The sequence below is a fragment of the Chryseobacterium sp. LAM-KRS1 genome, from assembly GCF_013184525.1.
Lineage (GTDB): Bacteria > Bacteroidota > Bacteroidia > Flavobacteriales > Weeksellaceae > Chryseobacterium > Chryseobacterium proteolyticum.
Genome location: NZ_JAAOIZ010000003.1, coordinates 665,596 through 682,823, shown reverse-complemented (window position 1 = coordinate 682,823; position 17,228 = coordinate 665,596). Strand labels below are relative to the sequence as shown.

Genomic DNA, 17,228 nt, shown 5'->3' with positions numbered 1-17,228 from the left:
TTTACTTTTCATTAAAAAGGTTTAGGGTATGCTTTGTTTTTTCTGTACACACAAATCTTCTGTCTTGTCTGTAAGGAATAATGCCTAAGACGTTTTTATTGCCGTCCGCCAATACCCAAATTTTTTGCTTCGCTAAAATAGATAATTTTTCATCCTTAAAAAACTTGGAAACTTTCTTTTTTCCCGAAAAGAGTAATGGATAAAATAAATCACCTTCCTCTTTTTTCCTTAAAATTAATGGGAATTGAAGCTGTTCTGCATCAAAAGACCATTTGAAACTCTTGCTATGCTCACTACTGTCTGTAATGAATGTGGCAAGATTGATTTCAACTGAAACTTTATTGAAATCAAACTTTTCAATTAAAATTATCTGTTCTTCCTCTTTTTTATCAACCTTATTGATTATGATAAGTTCATCCCGATTAACCATCAGTTGATAATCATTAGAAAAAAAAGAACTTCCTGTAGAGGCGGTGAAAATTTTCCTGATTTCTTCTTCTTTGTTGAATCCGTATTTTTTTAAAATTTCGAACTTTATAAAATCACTTCCTTTAGCCAGCTTTTGCTTTGATAGGATTCTCTTTTCCAGGTTAAATGTAGAAATACTATTTTCTATTTCTTCTATTTGTTTTTGTATAAAATCTTTTGCCTGATTCAGGTAAGAAGAGCTTTTTTTAAAATTTTCTAAAAAATGATCATTAGTTTCAAGAAGTTTCGGGACAATTTCATTTCTGATTTTGTTTCTTAGGTAATCGTTTTTTTTATTAGACGCATCTTCTCTGTATTCAATATTGTTTTCTTTTGCAAAACTATAAATCTCTTCTTTGGAATAACCTAAAAGAGGGCGCAGGATTTTGTTCTCATTAGCAGGAATGCCGCTCAATCCGTTAATGCCTGCTGCTTTTGACAGATTAATGATGAATGTTTCTAGTTGATCATTCAGGTGATGTGCGGTTACCAGATATTCCAGTTTTTCGGCCTCTTGTACCTTTTTAAAAAATTGATATCGGAGTTCCCTGGCCCAAAGCTGAATGGAGTTTTCAGGTTGTTGATCTTCTTCCGAAACCTCATATAAATGAAATCTGATGTCATTGGCCTGACAAAAATCCTGAACAACTTTCTGATCCGAATCAGAGTCCGTACCCCGAAGTTTGTAATTGATATGTGCAATCTGAAAATTAAGACCCAGATTACTGAATAGAAAAGCTAAAACCATGGAATCTGCACCTCCGCTTACCGCTAAAAGATAATTGTGTTTTTCGGGTGAGTTAACCAGATTTTGAAGCTGTTCTTTAATACTTAATTTTTTCAACATAACTGTTGAGAATTTCATTTGTGCAAAGATAATTCATATAATTCAATTGAATTTTCTAACTTTGATCCGTCTAAAAAAGATTATTTATGAAGATATTAAAAATTTTAGCAGTTTCTGCGATGGCGTTGGGAATGACATCTTGTGTCAGCAAAAAACAGTATGATGCACTAAGTTCGAACTACAAACAGTGCATTGAAAATATTGGCGAAAGACAAAGAGAGATTCAGGATCTGAAATCTCAAAACTCCGCATTATCCGGTGAAAATAGTTTACTAAAAAGCCAGCATGATGCTCTGAAGTCATCTTTAGATGCATGCTTATCCAATACAGGAAAAAGCTCTGCAAATATTGATAAACTGGTAGGTGAGATTAATGCTTCAAACTCATACATCAAACAATTGATTTCTAATAATGCTAAAAATGACAGTCTGAATTTAGCATTGTCAAATAAACTGAAAAGATCTTTGGATAATGTAACAGATGAGGATGTTCAGGTAAAAGTATTGAAAGGAGTTGTAATGATTTCCCTTTCAGATAAAATGTTGTACAAAACAGGAGATTATAACATTCTGCCGGCAGCTCAGGAAGTACTAGGAAAAGTAGCTAAAGTGATCAACGATTACGATAAATATTCCGTACTTATTGAAGGGAATACTGATAATGCTCCTTTGAGCTCTGCTAATTTACCAAGAGACAACTGGGATCTTTCTGCATTGAGAGGAACTGCGGTTGCTAAGGTGCTGCAAACTCAGTTTGGTGTAGATCCTTCAAGAATTACAGCTGGAGGTCGTTCAGAATACAATCCTAAAGCAACGAACATGAGTGTTTCAGGAAGAGCAGAAAACAGAAGAACTGAAATTATCATTATGCCTAAGCTTGATGAGTTCATGAAACTGATGGATATTGCTCCTAAGAAATAATACTTGAAATACATAAACATAAATAAATCCCGGAGAAATTCGGGATTTATTATTTTAATCAAACTAATTCTTCTTGTTTCAATAATGAAATAATTCGCTTAATAAATGAATCGGATAATTTGCGTTTAGTTTTTTCAGAAGATACATTCTCTAATGATCCTGTAGCTTTTCTCTTTTTCTTAGTTAGGCTTTCTTCTGTTTCCATGTTTATGATGTTTTTGCGTTTGCTGCTTAGCAAAGGTACTAATGTCCAGTCTGCTAAAACACCCGTGTTTTTACGGTATTTTAGCAGGGTGATTTTCCCATGGTTAAATTGTATCTTTTATCCACAATACCACCATTTTTTCTTTTATTTAATTAAATTTGAATAACAAAAATCGATAACATGAGTTTTTTTGAAGAAAAGAACCCGGAAATGGATAGGTATCTGGAGACCCACGCTTCTTCCGAACCTGAAATTCTGAAGAGATTAAGAAAAGAAACTTTCCAGAAAACAACACAGCCGCATATGATATCCGGTTATCAGCAGGGAAGGCTTTTAACGATTATTTCCCAGATGCTGCGGCCAGTAAATATTCTTGAAATAGGAACTTTTACGGGATATGCCACCCTTTGTTTAGCTACGGGCTTATCCAAAGAAGGAAAAATTACAACATTGGATGTTAATGAAGACCTGGCTTACCTTCCAAGGAAGTATTTTTCTGAAAGTGAATTTTCGGAGCAGATCTATTTTAAACTTCAGGATGCAAAAGACTTCTTAAAAGAAACAAATGAGATTTTTGATCTTGTTTTTATCGATGCAGATAAGGATAATTATGCAGAATATTTCAGATTAATAAAACCCCATACCCAATCCGGATCAGTGGTATTGTTTGATAATGTTCTATGGTACGGTAAAGTATTGGAAGAAAACCCAAAACAAAGATCTACCCAGGTCATTAAAGAATTAAATGATTTGATTGCAAAAGATGAAGATTTTGAAAATCTTATTTTACCTTTGCGTGATGGGGTTAATTTCCTTCGAAGGAAGTAAATAGAGAGGTTTGAAATTTAAATTTTTTAATTTTCAAATCCTTAGTCATTTAATATATAAAGAAAGTTGATGAATAAAGGAATCTGTATTGTTACTGTAGCTCCTGTCCGGGCAGAAAACTCGGACAAAGCAGAGATTGTAACAGAAATATTGTTTGGTGAAAGTGCTGATATTTTGGAAGTGAATAAAAACTGGACCAAAATAAAAATGCATTATGATGGCTATGAAGGATGGATGGATACTAAACAGATAAAACCGGTATCAGACGAAGAACTTGAAAAGAGAAAAGTTACTCTGATTACGGAAGATTTCTCCTCTGTATTGATGAATGATGGTAAAACATTGCTTTCTATGGGATCAGAAGTTGAATTTCCGGCTGTGGCTTCAAGGAGAAGTCATGATATTCGGGAAAGCATTGCTTTAACGGCAAAAGAATTTCTTAATGTTCCTTACTTATGGGGAGGAAAAAGCTTTTTTGCGGTAGATTGTTCAGGCTTTACACAATTGGTGTATAAAGTTCACGACATCAAGCTTCCGAGAGATACCTATCAGCAGGCAGAGGTGGGGGAGCCTTTAACCTTTGTTGAGGAAAGTCAGCCCGGAGACCTGGCATTCTTTGAAAATGCCGAAGGGAAAATTATTCACGTTGGAATTATGTTAGAAAATCAGAAGATCATTCATGCCTCTGGTAAGGTAAGAATTGACACCCTTGATTCCTCCGGAATTTTCAATAAGGAATTGAACAGTCATACCCATAAATTAAGAGTGATTAAAAAAGTTTTGTAATAACCGAAGCATGTCTGGTAAACTATTACTCATTGTAAATATTCTCTTGCTTATTTCAATTTGGATTTTTACCGGATGGAAATATGCAGAATTACCGGAAATTATTCCAACTCATTTTATGGTTAACGGAAGAATTGACGGGTACGATCATAAAAGGATAATTTGGATTTTACCTTCTATTGCTACTTTCTTATCTTTTATTCTTTTTGCGGTTACTAGAGATCCCAACTCTCCCATGCTTACTATTCCGGATCACTTCCGAAATAAAAAATCTTTAGAGCTTTTTGCATACAGTATTCTGCTACCTCTGCTATTGTTGTTTGGGTATACTCTTTTAGAAACCGTTCGGATAGCTGAAAACAGAACAAATACTTTGGGTAATATGTTTTTCGTTTTTTTAGGCTTGATGATCCTTGTAATAGGGACAAACATATTTGTAATGTTTAAAAAAGGAAAGTATGATAAAATCCAAAAATAATTCTGATCACTATATATGGGGAGAGCATTGTGATAGCTGGATACTGAAGGATACCCAGGAACTTTCTGTAAAGCAGGAAAAAATGCCTTCGGGAACCTTTGAAAAACTTCATTTTCATAATAGAGCTAGCCAATTCTTTTATATTCTTAAGGGAGAGGCTTCATTTGAAATTGATCAGGAAAAGTTTTTTATAAAAGCGGGTGAAAGTATTTCTATTGAGCCGAAAGCACAACATTATATTTTTAATGATACAGAAGAAGAACTTGAGTTTTTAGTGATCTCTTGTCCTTCAACAAATAATGACCGGGTTGAAATTGAAAAATAGATGATGTCTTTTATTTATAACATACTGATTAATATCCTCATTTTCGGAATGAAAGTATTTTCGTTGTTCAATGAGAAAACTAAAAAAGGAATTGAGGGACGAAAACATTCTTTATCGCTTGTAAAATCTTCATTTTCAAAAACGGATAAGATAATCTGGATGCATGCAGCAAGTCTGGGGGAATATGAACAGGGGCTTCCTGTTCTTGAAAGGCTGAAAGAAATTTTTCCACAACATAAAATTCTGATTACATTTTTTTCACCTTCAGGATATGAAAATGTTATCAGGAAAAAACATATCGCTGATGTTATTTGCTATCTTCCTTTTGATACAAAAAAATCTGTGAGCGAGTTTGTTGCACAGTTCACTCCTGAACTGTTCTTTACGGTTAAATATGATTATTGGTATAATCTTTTAGCTGAACTAAAAAAAAGGAATGCCAGAATTTATGTGATTTCTGCACTGTTCTATGAAAGGCAGTCATTTTTTACATCTTACGGGAAATGGTTTGTTAAACAGCTTCAGTCAAATGTTGATTGGTTTTTTCATCAGACTGAATTTTCATACGCTCTCGCTAAAAGTATAGGATTGGTAAAATCTTCCATAACAGGAGATACAAGGTTTGACAGGGTTAAGCAACTTAGGAGCAGGGATCATCATGTAAAATTTATCAAAGACTTTACAGGAGATCAAAAAACCATTGTTTTCGGAAGTTCGTGGCATGCTGAAGAAAAAATTGCAGAGCTGGTTTCTGTAATGAATCAGGATGTGAAAATTATTATTGCTCCTCATGATTTAAAAAGAGTCCAGAACTTAAAGCAGATGTTTCCCAATGCCTTATTGTACAGTGAGATTTCTGATTCGGGATTTTCGGCTTTCAATCCTCAGTTGTTGATTATTGATAGCATCGGGCTGCTATCAAAATTATATTCCTATGCTGATATTGCCGTAGTGGGAGGTGGGTTTCATGATGCAGGTCTTCATAATATTCTTGAAGCGGCGGCTTTTGGTGTTCCTGTTGTTTTCGGAAACCACTACAGGAAAAATCCTGAAGCAGATGAACTGATTTTAGCAGATGGAGGCAAATCTTTTGAAACCGAATATTTGGCTGCGGATTTTATTCTTTTTTTAACCCATAATGAAGAGGTAATTGAAGATATGTCTCAAAGTGCCAGAAAATTTGTAGATGATAAACCCGATTCTTCGGAGCTTATTATTAAAAAGATGACATTATTTTAAGAATCCCTGGCTTTTGATCTCTTTAATGATTAAATCCAGATTTTCAGGAATACGGTCAGATTTAAGCCATCTAATATCAAAACTATTATTGATACAAAGTTTCTGTAGGTAGCGGTTATTTTGAATTTTATCTTCCATTTCACTCAATTGCTCATCGAACTCAATCCAGTAATCTTCATCAAGCTTTTGTATAGTAAGAAGCGCCTTTATTGCTTTATTGATTATATAAATGTAAAGCTTATATACGGCATCGAACCTTTGATGGTTGAGCTGAGAATTTTGGTCTAAAATTCTGTTGATGAGAAACAGGTGAAGTGATACTTCACCGAATTTATCGGTAGTAACTTTTATGTGTTCAGTTATTTCAGCGCTTATTTTTCTAATAAGAACCAGGAAATATTTTGGATTAGTTATATATTTAGATGCAAAAAGAACTTTTTCTTCAATGATATCTTCCATCTGGGATCTTTTCTGATCCGTTGTTTCAGTATCAATTAACTCAAAATATAGTTTTTTGGAAAGAAGCTTATCTTTTTTAAGAAGTCTGAAGATCAAACGGTCTTTTTCTATAGAAGAGAAATTACTCAGTGCTGCTTTGAATTCTTTTGAATACTCCATTAATTAAAAATTTTAGAATATTTCATAAACCCGTTCAACGCCCAGTTGGCAGTATAATATAGAGACTTTAACGTAGAAAACTTCATGAAATCTTTGTACACAAGGTACTGATCTTTTACGATATGCTGTTTTTTTCTGGAAACACTCGTTGAATGCATCCTGTATTTTGCCATAGTTTTTGGAAGGGGTTTTCCCACAGGAATTTTCTTTAGTAAATTGAGCCACATAACATGATCTTCCCGTTTGCTGCCTTCCGGAAAGTATTCTTTGCCTACCCTCTGGGAATCATACATCGATGATAGGAGGGATAATCGGCATGTTTTCAGTAAATTGTCAAAAGTTACTTCCTTGTCTGCTTTGAAATCTTCAATCTGAGGAATAAGCTGTTCATTGCATCTCGCATAATTGGAATAGGCAATTTCAGCATTTTCGCGCTTCATGAAGCTGATCATCTCTTCTAAAAAATCAGGCTCCCAGTAGTCATCGGCATCCAGAAAAGTAATAAATCTTCCGGTTGCTTTTTCAAGGGATAAATTTCGAGCATGTCCTGCACCTCCATTTTTTTCCGCAACAGATAACTTTATTCTTGGATCATTTACCTTACGGATTATATCCACAGAATTATCCAAAGACTTGTCATCAGTGATTAGCCACTCCCAGTCTGTAAAAGTTTGGCTCATTACAGAATGAATGGTCTCTTCCAGAAATCTGGAAGAATTATAGCATGGAGTGATTATGGAAACCTCGGGCATACGTGTTTTTATGCAAATATAAGGTTTTAAAATATCTGTTTTATTGAAGGAATTTTAAGAAAATGAAAATTATAATTGCAAAACCTAAAAAAAATGACAGAGTATTTAAAAAAAATCATAATTTTAGGCCTTGAAAAATTTGATACATGAAGAAATTAGCATTACTATTTGCAGGTTTATCATTATTAGTAGCAACCGGATGTAAGGACGACGATACTCAACAGGTATTTCCAATTAACGGACTTTGGCAACCTGTAAAAGAAGTGATTACCACTATTCCGGCAAACGGATCCGGGGTTTCAGATGAAATTACTTTTACCACTTGCCAGAAAGAATCAAGATGGTTGTTCAATGAAGGAAATACCGGAAAAAGAACCGATAAGGATGAAATAGGAACCCCTGCAATATGTAGTACTGTTTCAGACCGAAATTTTACTTATACCTATAGTTCAAGTGATAAGAGGATTGAAATCAAGTATCAGGGTACAGTAGTTCCGGACAAAGGAAAAGTAACTACACTCACTGATACGACGCTAAATCTTACCATTGAAGATACTACAGATCCTAATCTATACAAGTCTACCACATATACACTAAAGAGAATTCCTCAGTAATATATATAAGGTTGAAAATAAAGAATACAGATCTCATCTTCGGATGAGATTTTTTTGTTTAAATCAAAGTATGCTAATTAATTAAAAATTAAAGTTCTATTTCTTTTAAAATCTTTATTTTTGTACCTCTTCAAATTTTTGAAGATTAATTTTAAATAAAATCTATACATAAAGTGTTTTACGATCATCAGCAGATAGAAAAAAAGTGGCAGAAATACTGGGAAGAAAAGCAGACATACAAAACTTCCGATACAACAGATAAACCCAAATTTTATGTTCTCGATATGTTTCCTTATCCATCAGGAGCAGGATTACACGTAGGACATCCTCTTGGATATATTGCATCTGATATTTATGCAAGGTATAAAAGACATCAGGGATTTAATGTGCTTCACCCGGTTGGTTATGACAGCTTTGGACTTCCTGCGGAACAGTATGCTATTCAAACAGGACAGCATCCTGCTATTACTACTGAACAAAACATTAACAGGTATGAAGAACAATTAAGAAAAATTGGTTTTTCATTTGATTGGAGCAGGGAAGTGAGAACTTCAGATGCTTCCTATTATAAGTGGACACAATGGATATTTATCCAGTTGTTCCATTCGTGGTACAATAAAGATACCGATAAAGCAGAGCCTATAGAAACGCTGATTCAGCATTTTGAAGAAAAAGGGACACAAGGTTTAAATGCAAACCAAAATGACGAACTTGATTTCACGGCAGAAGAGTGGAAGAATGCTTCAGATATTGATAAGGAAGATATCTTGTTAAATTATCGTCTGGCTTACAGAGCTGAAACGACAGTTAACTGGTGCCCTGCTCTTGGAACAGTATTAGCCAATGATGAAGTAAAAGATGGGAAGTCTGAAAGAGGAGGTTTTCCAGTATTTCAGAAAAAGATGATGCAATGGAGTATGAGGATTTCCGCATACTCTGAGAGATTACTTCAGGGATTAAATACAATAGACTGGCCACAACCTTTAAAAGATTCGCAGGAATACTGGATTGGAAAATCCCAGGGAGCGCAGGTTCAATTCAATGTTGAGAATCACGACGAAAAGATCGAGGTTTTCACCACAAGACCTGATACTATTTTCGGAGCGACTTTCATGGTACTTGCTCCGGAAAACCCATTAGTTGATACCATTACTACGACTGCTCAGAAGGCTGAAGTTGATGCTTATATAGAAGAGACTTCTAAGAAAACCGAGAGGGATAGAATGTCTGATGTAAAAAACGTGAGTGGTGCATTTACCGGAAGTTATGCAATCAATCCTTTCAGCAATGAGAAGATGCCGATTTATATCTCAGATTATGTATTGATGGGATATGGAACAGGAGCTGTTATGGCAGTACCTGCTCACGATGAACGTGATCACAGATTTGCAAAGAAGTTTAATCTTGAAATTAAAAAGGTTGTTGAGACCGATGAAGATGTTCAGGAAAAATCTTTTGACTCTAAGACCAGCGTTTGTGTTAATTCAGATTTCCTGAATGGATTATCTTACGATGAGGCTAAAGCAAAAATGATTGCCGAAGTTGAGAAGCGTAATATCGGTCATGGAACTACAAATTACAGACAGCGTGATGCTATTTTCTCAAGACAGCGTTATTGGGGTGAACCGGTTCCTATATATTATAAGGATGGAATGCCATATACTTTACCAATGTCTTCTTTGCCTTTGGAGCTTCCCGAAGTTGAAAAATATTTACCAACAGAAGACGGGGATCCTCCATTAGGAAACGCTAAGTTTTTTGCGTGGGATGAGACTAATCAAAAAGTTGTAGCTACAGAATTAATCGATGAGGTTAATGTATTTCCATTAGAGTTGTCCACCATGCCTGGTTGGGCAGGAAGCTCATGGTACTTCTTAAGATATATGGATCCTCATAATGAAGAAGTTTTTGCTAAAAAAGATATCACTAATTATTGGGGACAGGTAGACCTATATATAGGAGGAAGTGAACATGCAACAGGTCACTTGCTGTATTCCCGTTTTTGGAATATGTTCCTAAAGGACAGAGGATACATCAGTCAGGATGAGCCTTTCCAAAAGTTGATCAATCAAGGGATGATTTTAGGAATGAGTGCATTTGTGTACAGGGTAGAAGGAACAAATCAGTATGTTTCCAAATCATTGGTAACTCAATATAAAACACAGAAGATTCATGTGGATGTATCCTTATTAAAAGGAACATCTGATGAATTGGATACTGAAGCATTCAAACAATGGAGACCCGACTATGCTGATGCTGAATTTATTTTGGAAGACGGAAAGTATATTACAGATCGCGAGGTAGAGAAGATGTCCAAGTCTAAATATAATGTTGTAAACCCGGATGATATCTGTGCAGAATATGGAGCGGACGGATTAAGATTATATGAAATGTTCCTAGGACCATTGGAACAATCGAAACCATGGAATACCCAGGGACTAAGTGGAGTGTACGGATTCCTTAAAAAATTCTGGAACCTTTATTTTAACGGAGATGTATTTGAAGTTTCTGATGAAGAACCGACAAAAGCAGAATATAAAGTCCTGCATACTTTAATAAAGAAGGTGGTTTACGATATCGAAAACTTCTCTTTCAATACCTCTGTATCTTCATTTATGATCGCTGTAAATGAATTACAAAAAATAAAATGTAACAAACGCAATATTCTTGAGCCGTTAGCCGTTATCATTTCTCCTTATGCGCCACATATTTGTGAAGAGCTTTGGAGTTTGTTAGGACATACCGATTCTATTGAATTTGAAAAATTCCCTGAATTAATAGAATCATATTTAGTAGAAGATGAAATTGAATATCCGGTGAGTGTAAATGGTAAAATGAGGTTCAAATTATCCCTATCTGCTCAATTATCACCCGCGCAAGTAGAAGATTTGGTGATTAATGACCCCAAAATGCAACAGATTTTGGAAGGAAAAACCCCGAAAAAAATCATTGTAGTCCCTCACAGAATTGTGAATATTGTAATTTAAAAAAAAATTAACATTGGCAAATTAAAAAAAATGAAGGCTTAATTTTTTGAAATTTTTAAAGTATTTAAAAATACTGAGAAATATCATTAAAAAAAAAGAGAATAATTGATTTATCGAAATCGTAATAATATTTCGTTATCAAAAAAATGCAAAATGTTTATTTGAGACTATTGTATTTTAATTAATTTTGCCTTTAATTTACAACTTGATAAAATTTTAAAACAATATAATTTAGTTAAATATGGAAATGAATGTTTCAAAAAATGATGAGCAAGTAATTGCTAGAAAGGCAGGAGGTTTAAACCCGGCTATTATTATTCCTATTTTATTCGTTATAGGAGTTTGTATTTATTTATTCGTGCTAGGGAGTCCTGGTAACTTCAAAGATGCAGATAAACTAGGTAGTGGATCTGTAGCTTTTTCAAGTGTTGAAGGAAAAGACATTCACCCAGAGTCGTTTTTAGGTATTATCTACAAAGGAGGGGTTATCGTACCAATCTTGATTACTTTCATGATCACTGTAATCGTTTTCTCTTTTGAAAGATATTTCGTACTTGGTAAAGCAGCTGGAAAAGGAAACTTGGATAGCTTCGTTGTTCAGGTAAGAAGCTTATTAAACCAAAACAAAATTGATGAGGCTTTAGAAGAGTGCGACAGACAACAAGGTTCTGTAGGTAATGTAGTAAAAGAAGGTCTTACGACTTACAAAGCTTTATCTCATGATACGACTTTAAACAAAGAGCAAAAAATGGTGGCTCTTAACAAAGCTATCGAAGAGGCTACAACTCTTGAAATGCCAATGTTGGAAAAGAACATGATGATTCTTTCTACTTTAGGTACAGTTGCAACGTTAGTAGCACTTTTAGGAACCGTAATCGGGATGATCAAAGCATTCTTCGCATTAGGTTCAGGTGGTGGTACTCCAGATGCTGCTGCACTTTCTACAGGTATCTCTGAAGCATTGATCAACACGGCTTTAGGTATTGGTACTTCAGCTATCGCTATTATCCTTTATAACTTCTTTACATCTAAAATTGATGGATTAACTTATAAGATCGATGAGATCGCAATGAGTATCCAACAATCTTTCGCGGAATTCAACTAAGAATTTCCAGCAAGGAATTTGCATTAGCAATAAAAGAAGTTTAATTAAAAATAATAAAAATAATGGCGAGAGTCAAACCAAAAAGACATGGAGTAGTGACGGATATGACCGCGATGTGTGACGTTGCGTTCCTACTACTTACATTCTTTATATTGACCACTCAGTTTAAAAAACCTGACGTGGAGCAGATTAAACCGCCATCTTCAATATCAGAGAAGTTACTTCCTGATGCTAGTTTAATGACTATCAACGCTACTCCGGACGGGAAATTCTATTTCCAACCGGTAGAGAATGCATCAGAGAGATTACAGCTTTTAGATAAAATGGGTCAAAAATATGGTATTACTTTTGACAACAACGAAAAAGCTGCATTTCAAAAAGTACAAGCGATTGGGGTTCCAATGAACCAACTTAAAAGCTATCTTGATTTGCCAGATGACGAGCAGAAGAATTTTAAGAGTCCTACAGGGATTCCTATGGATAGTACAAATAAGCAGTTAGTAGACTGGGTACAACAAAGTTTGAGCGTAAATCCTGAATACAAATTAGCGATTAAAGGAGACGTTACTACTCAATACCCTAAAGTGAAAAGCTTATTTGAAGGTTTAAGAGATATTGATTTTCTTAAATTTTGGTTGATTACATCACAAGAAGGTAAACCTAACGAATAATATCGAGCAGAAATGGCAGAAGTACAAGTACAGGAAAAGGGCGCCAAGGGCGGCAAGGTACGTTCCAAGAAGCAGAGTACCAGAGTTGACATGACTCCGATGGTGGACTTGGGTTTTCTATTGATCACCTTCTTTATGTTCACAACCACGTTTAGTAAACCTAACGTAATGGATTTGGGTCTTCCGGCAAAACCGAAAGAAAAAGATAAAAAACCACCTCCAACTGAAATTAAACTTTCTAACTCAATTTCATTGTTATTGGGTAAAGACAATAAAATTTTCTGGCATCAGCAAGATAATACATCTTTAACTGATCAGAATCTGAATGAAACTACTTTCGATAGAGAAGGTGTTAGAAAGGTAATTGAGCAAGCAAAAGCAAATGCGGCTGATAAAAGTAAATTTACTGTAATTATTAAGCCGACAGATGACGCTGTATATAAAAACTTTGTTGATATTCTTGACGAAATGGCAATTACCAAAAGTGAACAATATGGGGTTACCGATTTGAAACCTTGGGAGGTAGCTATTTATAACAAGAAAGTTGGGAATAATGGAGCTGCGGCTGCACCAGCTACAAAGTAATTTAACCATAAAATTGTAAATCTATGGCAGATGAAAATGTATACAGTCAGAATCTTACTTTAGACGAGATTGTATTTGAAAATAGAAACAAAGAATATGGTGCCTATGATCTGAGACATCAGTATCCAAAACTTCTGACAAGATCTTTTCTTATCGGAACGGCACTATTCCTGATTTTGGCTTTGTCTCCTTTTATTTATCTTACGATTAAAAGACTTACTGCACCAGAGAAGAAAGAAGTAAAAGCTGATTTGGTGGAAATTCTTCAGGAAGATAAAATTATTGAGCAGCCAAAAGAAGAAGAACCACCTCCACCACCTCCACCTCCAAAAGAAGAGAAAATCGAGGTAATTCAGAACGTGGTTCCAGAGCCTGTTAAGGCTCCGAAAATTGAAACTCCACCACCACCGATTTCTAAGCAATTAGAAACAACAACTGGTTTGCAAAATCAGGAGGGGGTTAAAGCTCCGGCTTACACACCTCCGCCACCTCCACCATCAACGGGGACTAAAACTTCAACTGCTGAAGTTAAGCCTCAGGTAAGTGACACTCAAGTGTATACAGAGGTAGAGCAAACTGCAGAATTCCCAGGAGGTATTAATGCTTTTAGAAATAAAGTGTCTAGTAACTTTGACGGATCTGCAATGAATGGTGATGAAGGAACTGTAAAAGCTGAAGTAACTTTCGTTGTTGAAAGAGACGGTAGTATTACAGACGTTAAAGCGAGTGGAAAAAGCTCAGACTTTAATGCTGAAGCAGTAAGAACTATTAAGTCTATTAAGACTAAATGGGCTCCTGCTAAGATTAATGGACAATCTGTACGTTACCGTTTCAGATTACCATTAACAATGAATTTTGAAGGATAATTTTTATCTTTAAATAATAATTAAAAAAGAGAAGCATATGCTTCTCTTTTTATTTTTTTTGGTATTTTTGTTATATGATGTTCAATTGGTTATCCCTGGTTACGGGATTGTTTTATATCGTTTTAGGAATTGTAGTTATTTTTTACAAATTCTTCTTTATTATTTTAGAGCCTACTGTAGCGTACCCTCTTGGAGGTGTTATGATTCTGTATGGAATCTTTAGAATTTACAGAGCGGTTTCAAGAATAAAAAATTCAGGAAATGAAGAATAATTTTAAAGTAATCATACTTTTTGTCTTAAGTATAGTTGCAGTAAGCTGTAAAAAAGAAGACAAATCCCCATCCTATTATAAGGGAGATCTTACAATCCTTACTGATGAATCCTTTAAAAGTGTTACGGAAGCCTTAGCCGACGGATACATGATTAATTATCCTGAAGCGCACCTAAAGGTAGTTACAAGGAAGGAAGACCTGGGCTTTTTAGACCTTCTGAAAGGAAAGGCCAGAGTAGCGGTAATGTCCAGAGATTTAAGTCCTGAAGAGCTTAAAGCTTTTAAAGAGCAGGTGGGTTCTAAATTTTTGCCTGCCAGATTTGCTGCTGACGCAGTTGTTTTTATTGTTCCAAAAAATTCTACCAGGACCAGTATTTCAATGGATGAAATTCAAAACGGTCTTCTTTCTGATAAAAAGGAATTTGTTTTTGACGGGACTAATTCTAGTAACTTAAACTATGTGGCTCAGAAGCTTAAGAAGCAGCCTAAAGATCTCCAATTTTCTGTGATTCCAGGTAATGAAAATATCATTGAACAGCTCAATAAATATCCCGATAAAATTGGTGTCATAGGTCTTAATACCTTTAGCCGCCCTTATGATAAAACTTCTGAAAAATTAAGGGATATGGTTAAAGTATTGCCGGTTGAAAACAAAGGAAAATTATATACTCCGGATTTTGCAGGACTGCGTGAAATGAAATATCCTTTTACTAGAGTTTTGTATTTTTTAACAAATGAAGGAAACTTTAACATTGCCAATGGTTTCATCAGATATTCATGTACCCAATTAGGGCAAATGATTGTGCAGAAGGAAGGTTTGCAACCCTACAATATTTACAAAAGAGAGGTGCAAATGCGTTAAAAAATATTAAATTGACTTTATCCCCCAAATAAATACACTATTTTGGTCTGAAAATTGTGTATAATATTACTCGATTTAGAAAATATAAAATGAAAGATATAATGATTATGAATGTAAAAAAGATTGCTTTTGGAGCAGCGGTGGTATTTTTTGCCAATTTTTCGTTTGCACAAACATTGCAAGATGGTATTAACAGTATCGACAGTGATAAATTTGCCCAGGCAAAGACTCAGTTCACTGATATGATTGCTAAAGCTCCTACTGCTGAAAATTATTTCTATTTAGGAAATACTTTTCTAAGACAAGGTGAGCCGGATTTTGCTAAAGCAACTGAAAGCTTCAATAAAGGTCTTGCAGCAGACAGCAAAAGCTATTTAAACAAGATCGGATTGGCGGCTGTAAAGCTTGGAAAAGGTGATAAGGCAGCTGTTGCAGAAATACAGAAAATTGTTAGCGATTCAAGAGAAAAAGATGCTGAAGTACTGTTCAGAGCTGCAGAGGCTTTAACTTTATTTGAGAAAAATAACTCTCCTGATCTTGCCATTCAATTCCTTAATAAGGCAATTGAAAGAGCACAGAAAAAAGAAGTTCCTGCGAATTATTACTATACACTGGGAGACGCTTACAGATTGAAAAAAATCCCTGGTGATGCTATGACTGCTTATGATAAAGCGTTACCTCTGGCTAAAAATAAAGCTTCTGTTTATACCAGAATGGGTACCTTATGGATGGCTGCTCAGCAATGGAAATTAGCTAAAGAGAATATTGATAAAGCAATTGCTGTAGATGCTACATATGCACCTGCTTATAAAGCTTTGGCTGCCTATGATATTAAATATCAGCAAAATGATAAAGCGACTCAGGACTTGATCAATTATACTAAATATGCGGATGAAGATCCATATACACAATTAGAAATCGCTAAGCTTTATTTTACAAACGAAGATTATAACAATTCAAGAACTGTTTTAGATAAGATCTTTGATAAAATTGATGATCCTATTAAGTTCAAATTGAGAGCTTATCAATTATATTCTGAAGGTAAATATGCAGAGGCTAAGCAAAACATGGATACTTTCGTTTCTCAGGCGGATAAATCAAGAGTACAACCTGCTGACCAGGGATTACAAGGTTTAATTGCCGCTGGATTGGCTAAGGATGAAAAAGATGCAGCAAAGAAAACTGCTTTAACAACTGAAGCTCAGCAGAAAATAGCTATTGCAAAAGCTGCAAAAGATGAAACAATGAAATGGGATATGGAATTAGCTAAGATTGCCGGAGGAGGAGCTTCTCAGGGATCAGCTGATGCAGGACCTACAAACCCTACCATTGAAGGATTAAAGCAAAAAGTAGCAGCTAATGCGCAGGATACAGATTCATTATTCAAATTAGCGACTGCTTACCAGGATGTTAAAAACTGGAACGGAGCTATATTAACATGGCAGAAAATGAGTACACTTCTTCCTGATTGGGCTCCTGCTTATTACAGTTTAGGTTATTCTTACCAACAAGCTGGGAATAATGATGCTGCGAAAATAGCGTATGAAAAATTCATCACTACTGTTAAGCCAGCAGATGTAGAGGCTAATAAACAAACTTTAGCTTATGCTTACTTTGCCGTAGCTTATATGAGCAAAGATTCTGATCTAGCTAAAGCTAAAGATTATGTTGCTAAGTCTGTTCAGTTGGATCCGACTTATCAGGATGCTGTTAAACTTAACGGTGAGATCAATAAGTAATTTAAAATTTAAATTATATATATTAAAACTTCCCATTCATAATGTTTGGGAAGTTTTTATT

Annotated in this window: 19 protein-coding genes; 15 read left to right on the top strand and 4 right to left on the bottom strand. The window is 35.0% G+C overall.

Features of this window, described 5'->3' with window-relative positions; translation table 11 throughout:
- Position 1 precedes the first annotated feature (1 nt).
- Positions 2-1,315 (bottom strand): tRNA lysidine(34) synthetase TilS, encoded by a 1,314-nt coding sequence (gene tilS / locus G9C87_RS10585; protein ID WP_172280823.1) that lies wholly within the window; start codon positions 1,313-1,315, stop codon positions 2-4.
- Positions 1,316-1,401: 86 nt separating this feature from the next.
- On the opposite strand from tilS, the gene G9C87_RS10580 reads away from it, so the two are divergent.
- Positions 1,402-2,235 (top strand): OmpA family protein, encoded by an 834-nt coding sequence (locus tag G9C87_RS10580; protein ID WP_172280821.1) that lies wholly within the window; start codon positions 1,402-1,404, stop codon positions 2,233-2,235.
- 58 nt (positions 2,236-2,293) lie between these two features.
- On the opposite strand, the gene G9C87_RS10575 is transcribed toward G9C87_RS10580, so the two are convergent.
- Positions 2,294-2,440, bottom strand: coding sequence for a hypothetical protein (locus G9C87_RS10575; protein ID WP_172280819.1), 147 nt, complete (start codon positions 2,438-2,440; stop codon positions 2,294-2,296).
- Between the two features lie 180 nt (positions 2,441-2,620).
- On the opposite strand from G9C87_RS10575, the gene G9C87_RS10570 reads away from it, so the two are divergent.
- The 5 genes from G9C87_RS10570 (at position 2,621) to G9C87_RS10550 (ending at position 6,096) form a co-directional block, all read left to right on the top strand.
- Positions 2,621-3,268 carry an O-methyltransferase gene (locus G9C87_RS10570; protein WP_172280817.1) on the top strand — a complete coding sequence of 216 codons (648 nt, stop codon included), beginning with the start codon at positions 2,621-2,623 and terminating at the stop codon, positions 3,266-3,268.
- A gap of 69 nt (positions 3,269-3,337) precedes the next feature.
- Positions 3,338-4,054, top strand: coding sequence for a C40 family peptidase (locus tag G9C87_RS10565; protein WP_172280815.1), 717 nt, complete (start codon positions 3,338-3,340; stop codon positions 4,052-4,054).
- A 10-nt stretch (positions 4,055-4,064) separates the two neighbouring features.
- Positions 4,065-4,532 carry a DUF1648 domain-containing protein gene (locus G9C87_RS10560; RefSeq protein WP_172280813.1) on the top strand — a complete coding sequence of 156 codons (468 nt, stop codon included), beginning with the start codon at positions 4,065-4,067 and terminating at the stop codon, positions 4,530-4,532.
- Positions 4,513-4,857: a cupin domain-containing protein gene (locus G9C87_RS10555; protein ID WP_172280810.1), complete on the top strand. Its 345-nt coding sequence runs from the start codon at positions 4,513-4,515 to the stop codon at positions 4,855-4,857. The genes G9C87_RS10560 and G9C87_RS10555 overlap by 20 nt, the downstream gene beginning before the upstream one ends.
- A gap of 3 nt (positions 4,858-4,860) precedes the next feature.
- Positions 4,861-6,096 (top strand): 3-deoxy-D-manno-octulosonic acid transferase, encoded by a 1,236-nt coding sequence (locus tag G9C87_RS10550; RefSeq protein WP_172281057.1) that lies wholly within the window; start codon positions 4,861-4,863, stop codon positions 6,094-6,096.
- On the opposite strand, the gene G9C87_RS10545 is transcribed toward G9C87_RS10550, so the two are convergent.
- A complete protein-coding gene (locus G9C87_RS10545; protein ID WP_172280808.1) occupies positions 6,088-6,714 on the bottom strand; it encodes a deoxyuridine 5'-triphosphate nucleotidohydrolase in 627 nt (208 codons plus the stop codon). The two genes, G9C87_RS10550 and G9C87_RS10545, sit on opposite strands and share 9 nt — an antisense overlap.
- Positions 6,714-7,466: a glycosyltransferase family 2 protein gene (locus G9C87_RS10540; RefSeq protein WP_172280806.1), complete on the bottom strand. Its 753-nt coding sequence runs from the start codon at positions 7,464-7,466 to the stop codon at positions 6,714-6,716. The genes G9C87_RS10545 and G9C87_RS10540 overlap by 1 nt, the downstream gene beginning before the upstream one ends.
- Before the next feature lie 146 nt (positions 7,467-7,612).
- Here G9C87_RS10540 and G9C87_RS10535 point away from each other — a divergent pair, with 146 nt between their 5' ends.
- From G9C87_RS10535 to G9C87_RS10495, 9 genes are all read left to right on the top strand, one after another.
- Positions 7,613-8,080, top strand: coding sequence for a lipocalin family protein (locus G9C87_RS10535; protein ID WP_172280804.1), 468 nt, complete (start codon positions 7,613-7,615; stop codon positions 8,078-8,080).
- Between the two features lie 173 nt (positions 8,081-8,253).
- A complete protein-coding gene (gene leuS, locus G9C87_RS10530) occupies positions 8,254-11,067 on the top strand; it encodes a leucine--tRNA ligase (protein ID WP_172280802.1) in 2,814 nt (937 codons plus the stop codon).
- Between the two features lie 241 nt (positions 11,068-11,308).
- Positions 11,309-12,172, top strand: coding sequence for a MotA/TolQ/ExbB proton channel family protein (locus tag G9C87_RS10525; protein ID WP_172280800.1), 864 nt, complete (start codon positions 11,309-11,311; stop codon positions 12,170-12,172).
- Positions 12,173-12,234: 62 nt separating this feature from the next.
- Positions 12,235-12,843, top strand: a complete 609-nt coding sequence (locus G9C87_RS10520; protein ID WP_172280798.1) for an ExbD/TolR family protein — start codon at positions 12,235-12,237, stop codon at positions 12,841-12,843.
- Positions 12,844-12,855: 12 nt separating this feature from the next.
- Positions 12,856-13,428 (top strand): ExbD/TolR family protein, encoded by a 573-nt coding sequence (locus G9C87_RS10515; protein ID WP_172280796.1) that lies wholly within the window; start codon positions 12,856-12,858, stop codon positions 13,426-13,428.
- Between the two features lie 23 nt (positions 13,429-13,451).
- The gene (locus tag G9C87_RS10510) at positions 13,452-14,294 is read left to right on the top strand and encodes an energy transducer TonB (protein WP_172280794.1); all 843 of its coding nucleotides are present in this window, start codon (positions 13,452-13,454) and stop codon (positions 14,292-14,294) included.
- 74 nt (positions 14,295-14,368) lie between these two features.
- Entirely contained in the window at positions 14,369-14,566 is a 198-nt protein-coding gene (locus tag G9C87_RS10505; protein ID WP_373428030.1) for a DUF308 domain-containing protein, read from the top strand.
- Positions 14,556-15,428, top strand: a complete 873-nt coding sequence (locus G9C87_RS10500) for a PstS family phosphate ABC transporter substrate-binding protein (RefSeq protein ID WP_172280792.1) — start codon at positions 14,556-14,558, stop codon at positions 15,426-15,428. The genes G9C87_RS10505 and G9C87_RS10500 overlap by 11 nt, the downstream gene beginning before the upstream one ends.
- An 89-nt stretch (positions 15,429-15,517) precedes the next feature.
- Positions 15,518-17,167 carry a tetratricopeptide repeat protein gene (locus tag G9C87_RS10495; RefSeq protein ID WP_172280790.1) on the top strand — a complete coding sequence of 550 codons (1,650 nt, stop codon included), beginning with the start codon at positions 15,518-15,520 and terminating at the stop codon, positions 17,165-17,167.
- Positions 17,168-17,228: the final 61 nt, after the last annotated feature.

What these genes read in the sequence shown, in the direction of transcription:
- tilS (WP_172280823.1), bottom strand. Translation starts at nt 1,315, where the DNA reads ATGTTGAAAAAATTAAGTATTAAAGAACAGCTTCAAAATCTGGTTAAC.
- G9C87_RS10555 (WP_172280810.1), top strand. Translation starts at nt 4,513, where the DNA reads ATGATAAAATCCAAAAATAATTCTGATCACTATATATGGGGAGAGCAT.
- G9C87_RS10560 (WP_172280813.1), top strand. Translation starts at nt 4,065, where the DNA reads ATGTCTGGTAAACTATTACTCATTGTAAATATTCTCTTGCTTATTTCA.
- G9C87_RS10565 (WP_172280815.1), top strand. Translation starts at nt 3,338, where the DNA reads ATGAATAAAGGAATCTGTATTGTTACTGTAGCTCCTGTCCGGGCAGAA.
- G9C87_RS10570 (WP_172280817.1), top strand. Translation starts at nt 2,621, where the DNA reads ATGAGTTTTTTTGAAGAAAAGAACCCGGAAATGGATAGGTATCTGGAG.
- G9C87_RS10540 (WP_172280806.1), bottom strand. Translation starts at nt 7,466, where the DNA reads ATGCCCGAGGTTTCCATAATCACTCCATGCTATAATTCTTCCAGATTT.
- G9C87_RS10575 (WP_172280819.1), bottom strand. Translation starts at nt 2,440, where the DNA reads ATGGAAACAGAAGAAAGCCTAACTAAGAAAAAGAGAAAAGCTACAGGA.
- G9C87_RS10580 (WP_172280821.1), top strand. Translation starts at nt 1,402, where the DNA reads ATGAAGATATTAAAAATTTTAGCAGTTTCTGCGATGGCGTTGGGAATG.
- G9C87_RS10545 (WP_172280808.1), bottom strand. Translation starts at nt 6,714, where the DNA reads ATGGAGTATTCAAAAGAATTCAAAGCAGCACTGAGTAATTTCTCTTCT.
- G9C87_RS10495 (WP_172280790.1), top strand. Translation starts at nt 15,518, where the DNA reads ATGAAAGATATAATGATTATGAATGTAAAAAAGATTGCTTTTGGAGCA.
- G9C87_RS10515 (WP_172280796.1), top strand. Translation starts at nt 12,856, where the DNA reads ATGGCAGAAGTACAAGTACAGGAAAAGGGCGCCAAGGGCGGCAAGGTA.
- G9C87_RS10535 (WP_172280804.1), top strand. Translation starts at nt 7,613, where the DNA reads ATGAAGAAATTAGCATTACTATTTGCAGGTTTATCATTATTAGTAGCA.
- G9C87_RS10505 (WP_373428030.1), top strand. Translation starts at nt 14,369, where the DNA reads ATGATGTTCAATTGGTTATCCCTGGTTACGGGATTGTTTTATATCGTT.
- G9C87_RS10510 (WP_172280794.1), top strand. Translation starts at nt 13,452, where the DNA reads ATGGCAGATGAAAATGTATACAGTCAGAATCTTACTTTAGACGAGATT.
- G9C87_RS10520 (WP_172280798.1), top strand. Translation starts at nt 12,235, where the DNA reads ATGGCGAGAGTCAAACCAAAAAGACATGGAGTAGTGACGGATATGACC.
- G9C87_RS10550 (WP_172281057.1), top strand. Translation starts at nt 4,861, where the DNA reads ATGTCTTTTATTTATAACATACTGATTAATATCCTCATTTTCGGAATG.
- G9C87_RS10500 (WP_172280792.1), top strand. Translation starts at nt 14,556, where the DNA reads ATGAAGAATAATTTTAAAGTAATCATACTTTTTGTCTTAAGTATAGTT.
- G9C87_RS10525 (WP_172280800.1), top strand. Translation starts at nt 11,309, where the DNA reads ATGGAAATGAATGTTTCAAAAAATGATGAGCAAGTAATTGCTAGAAAG.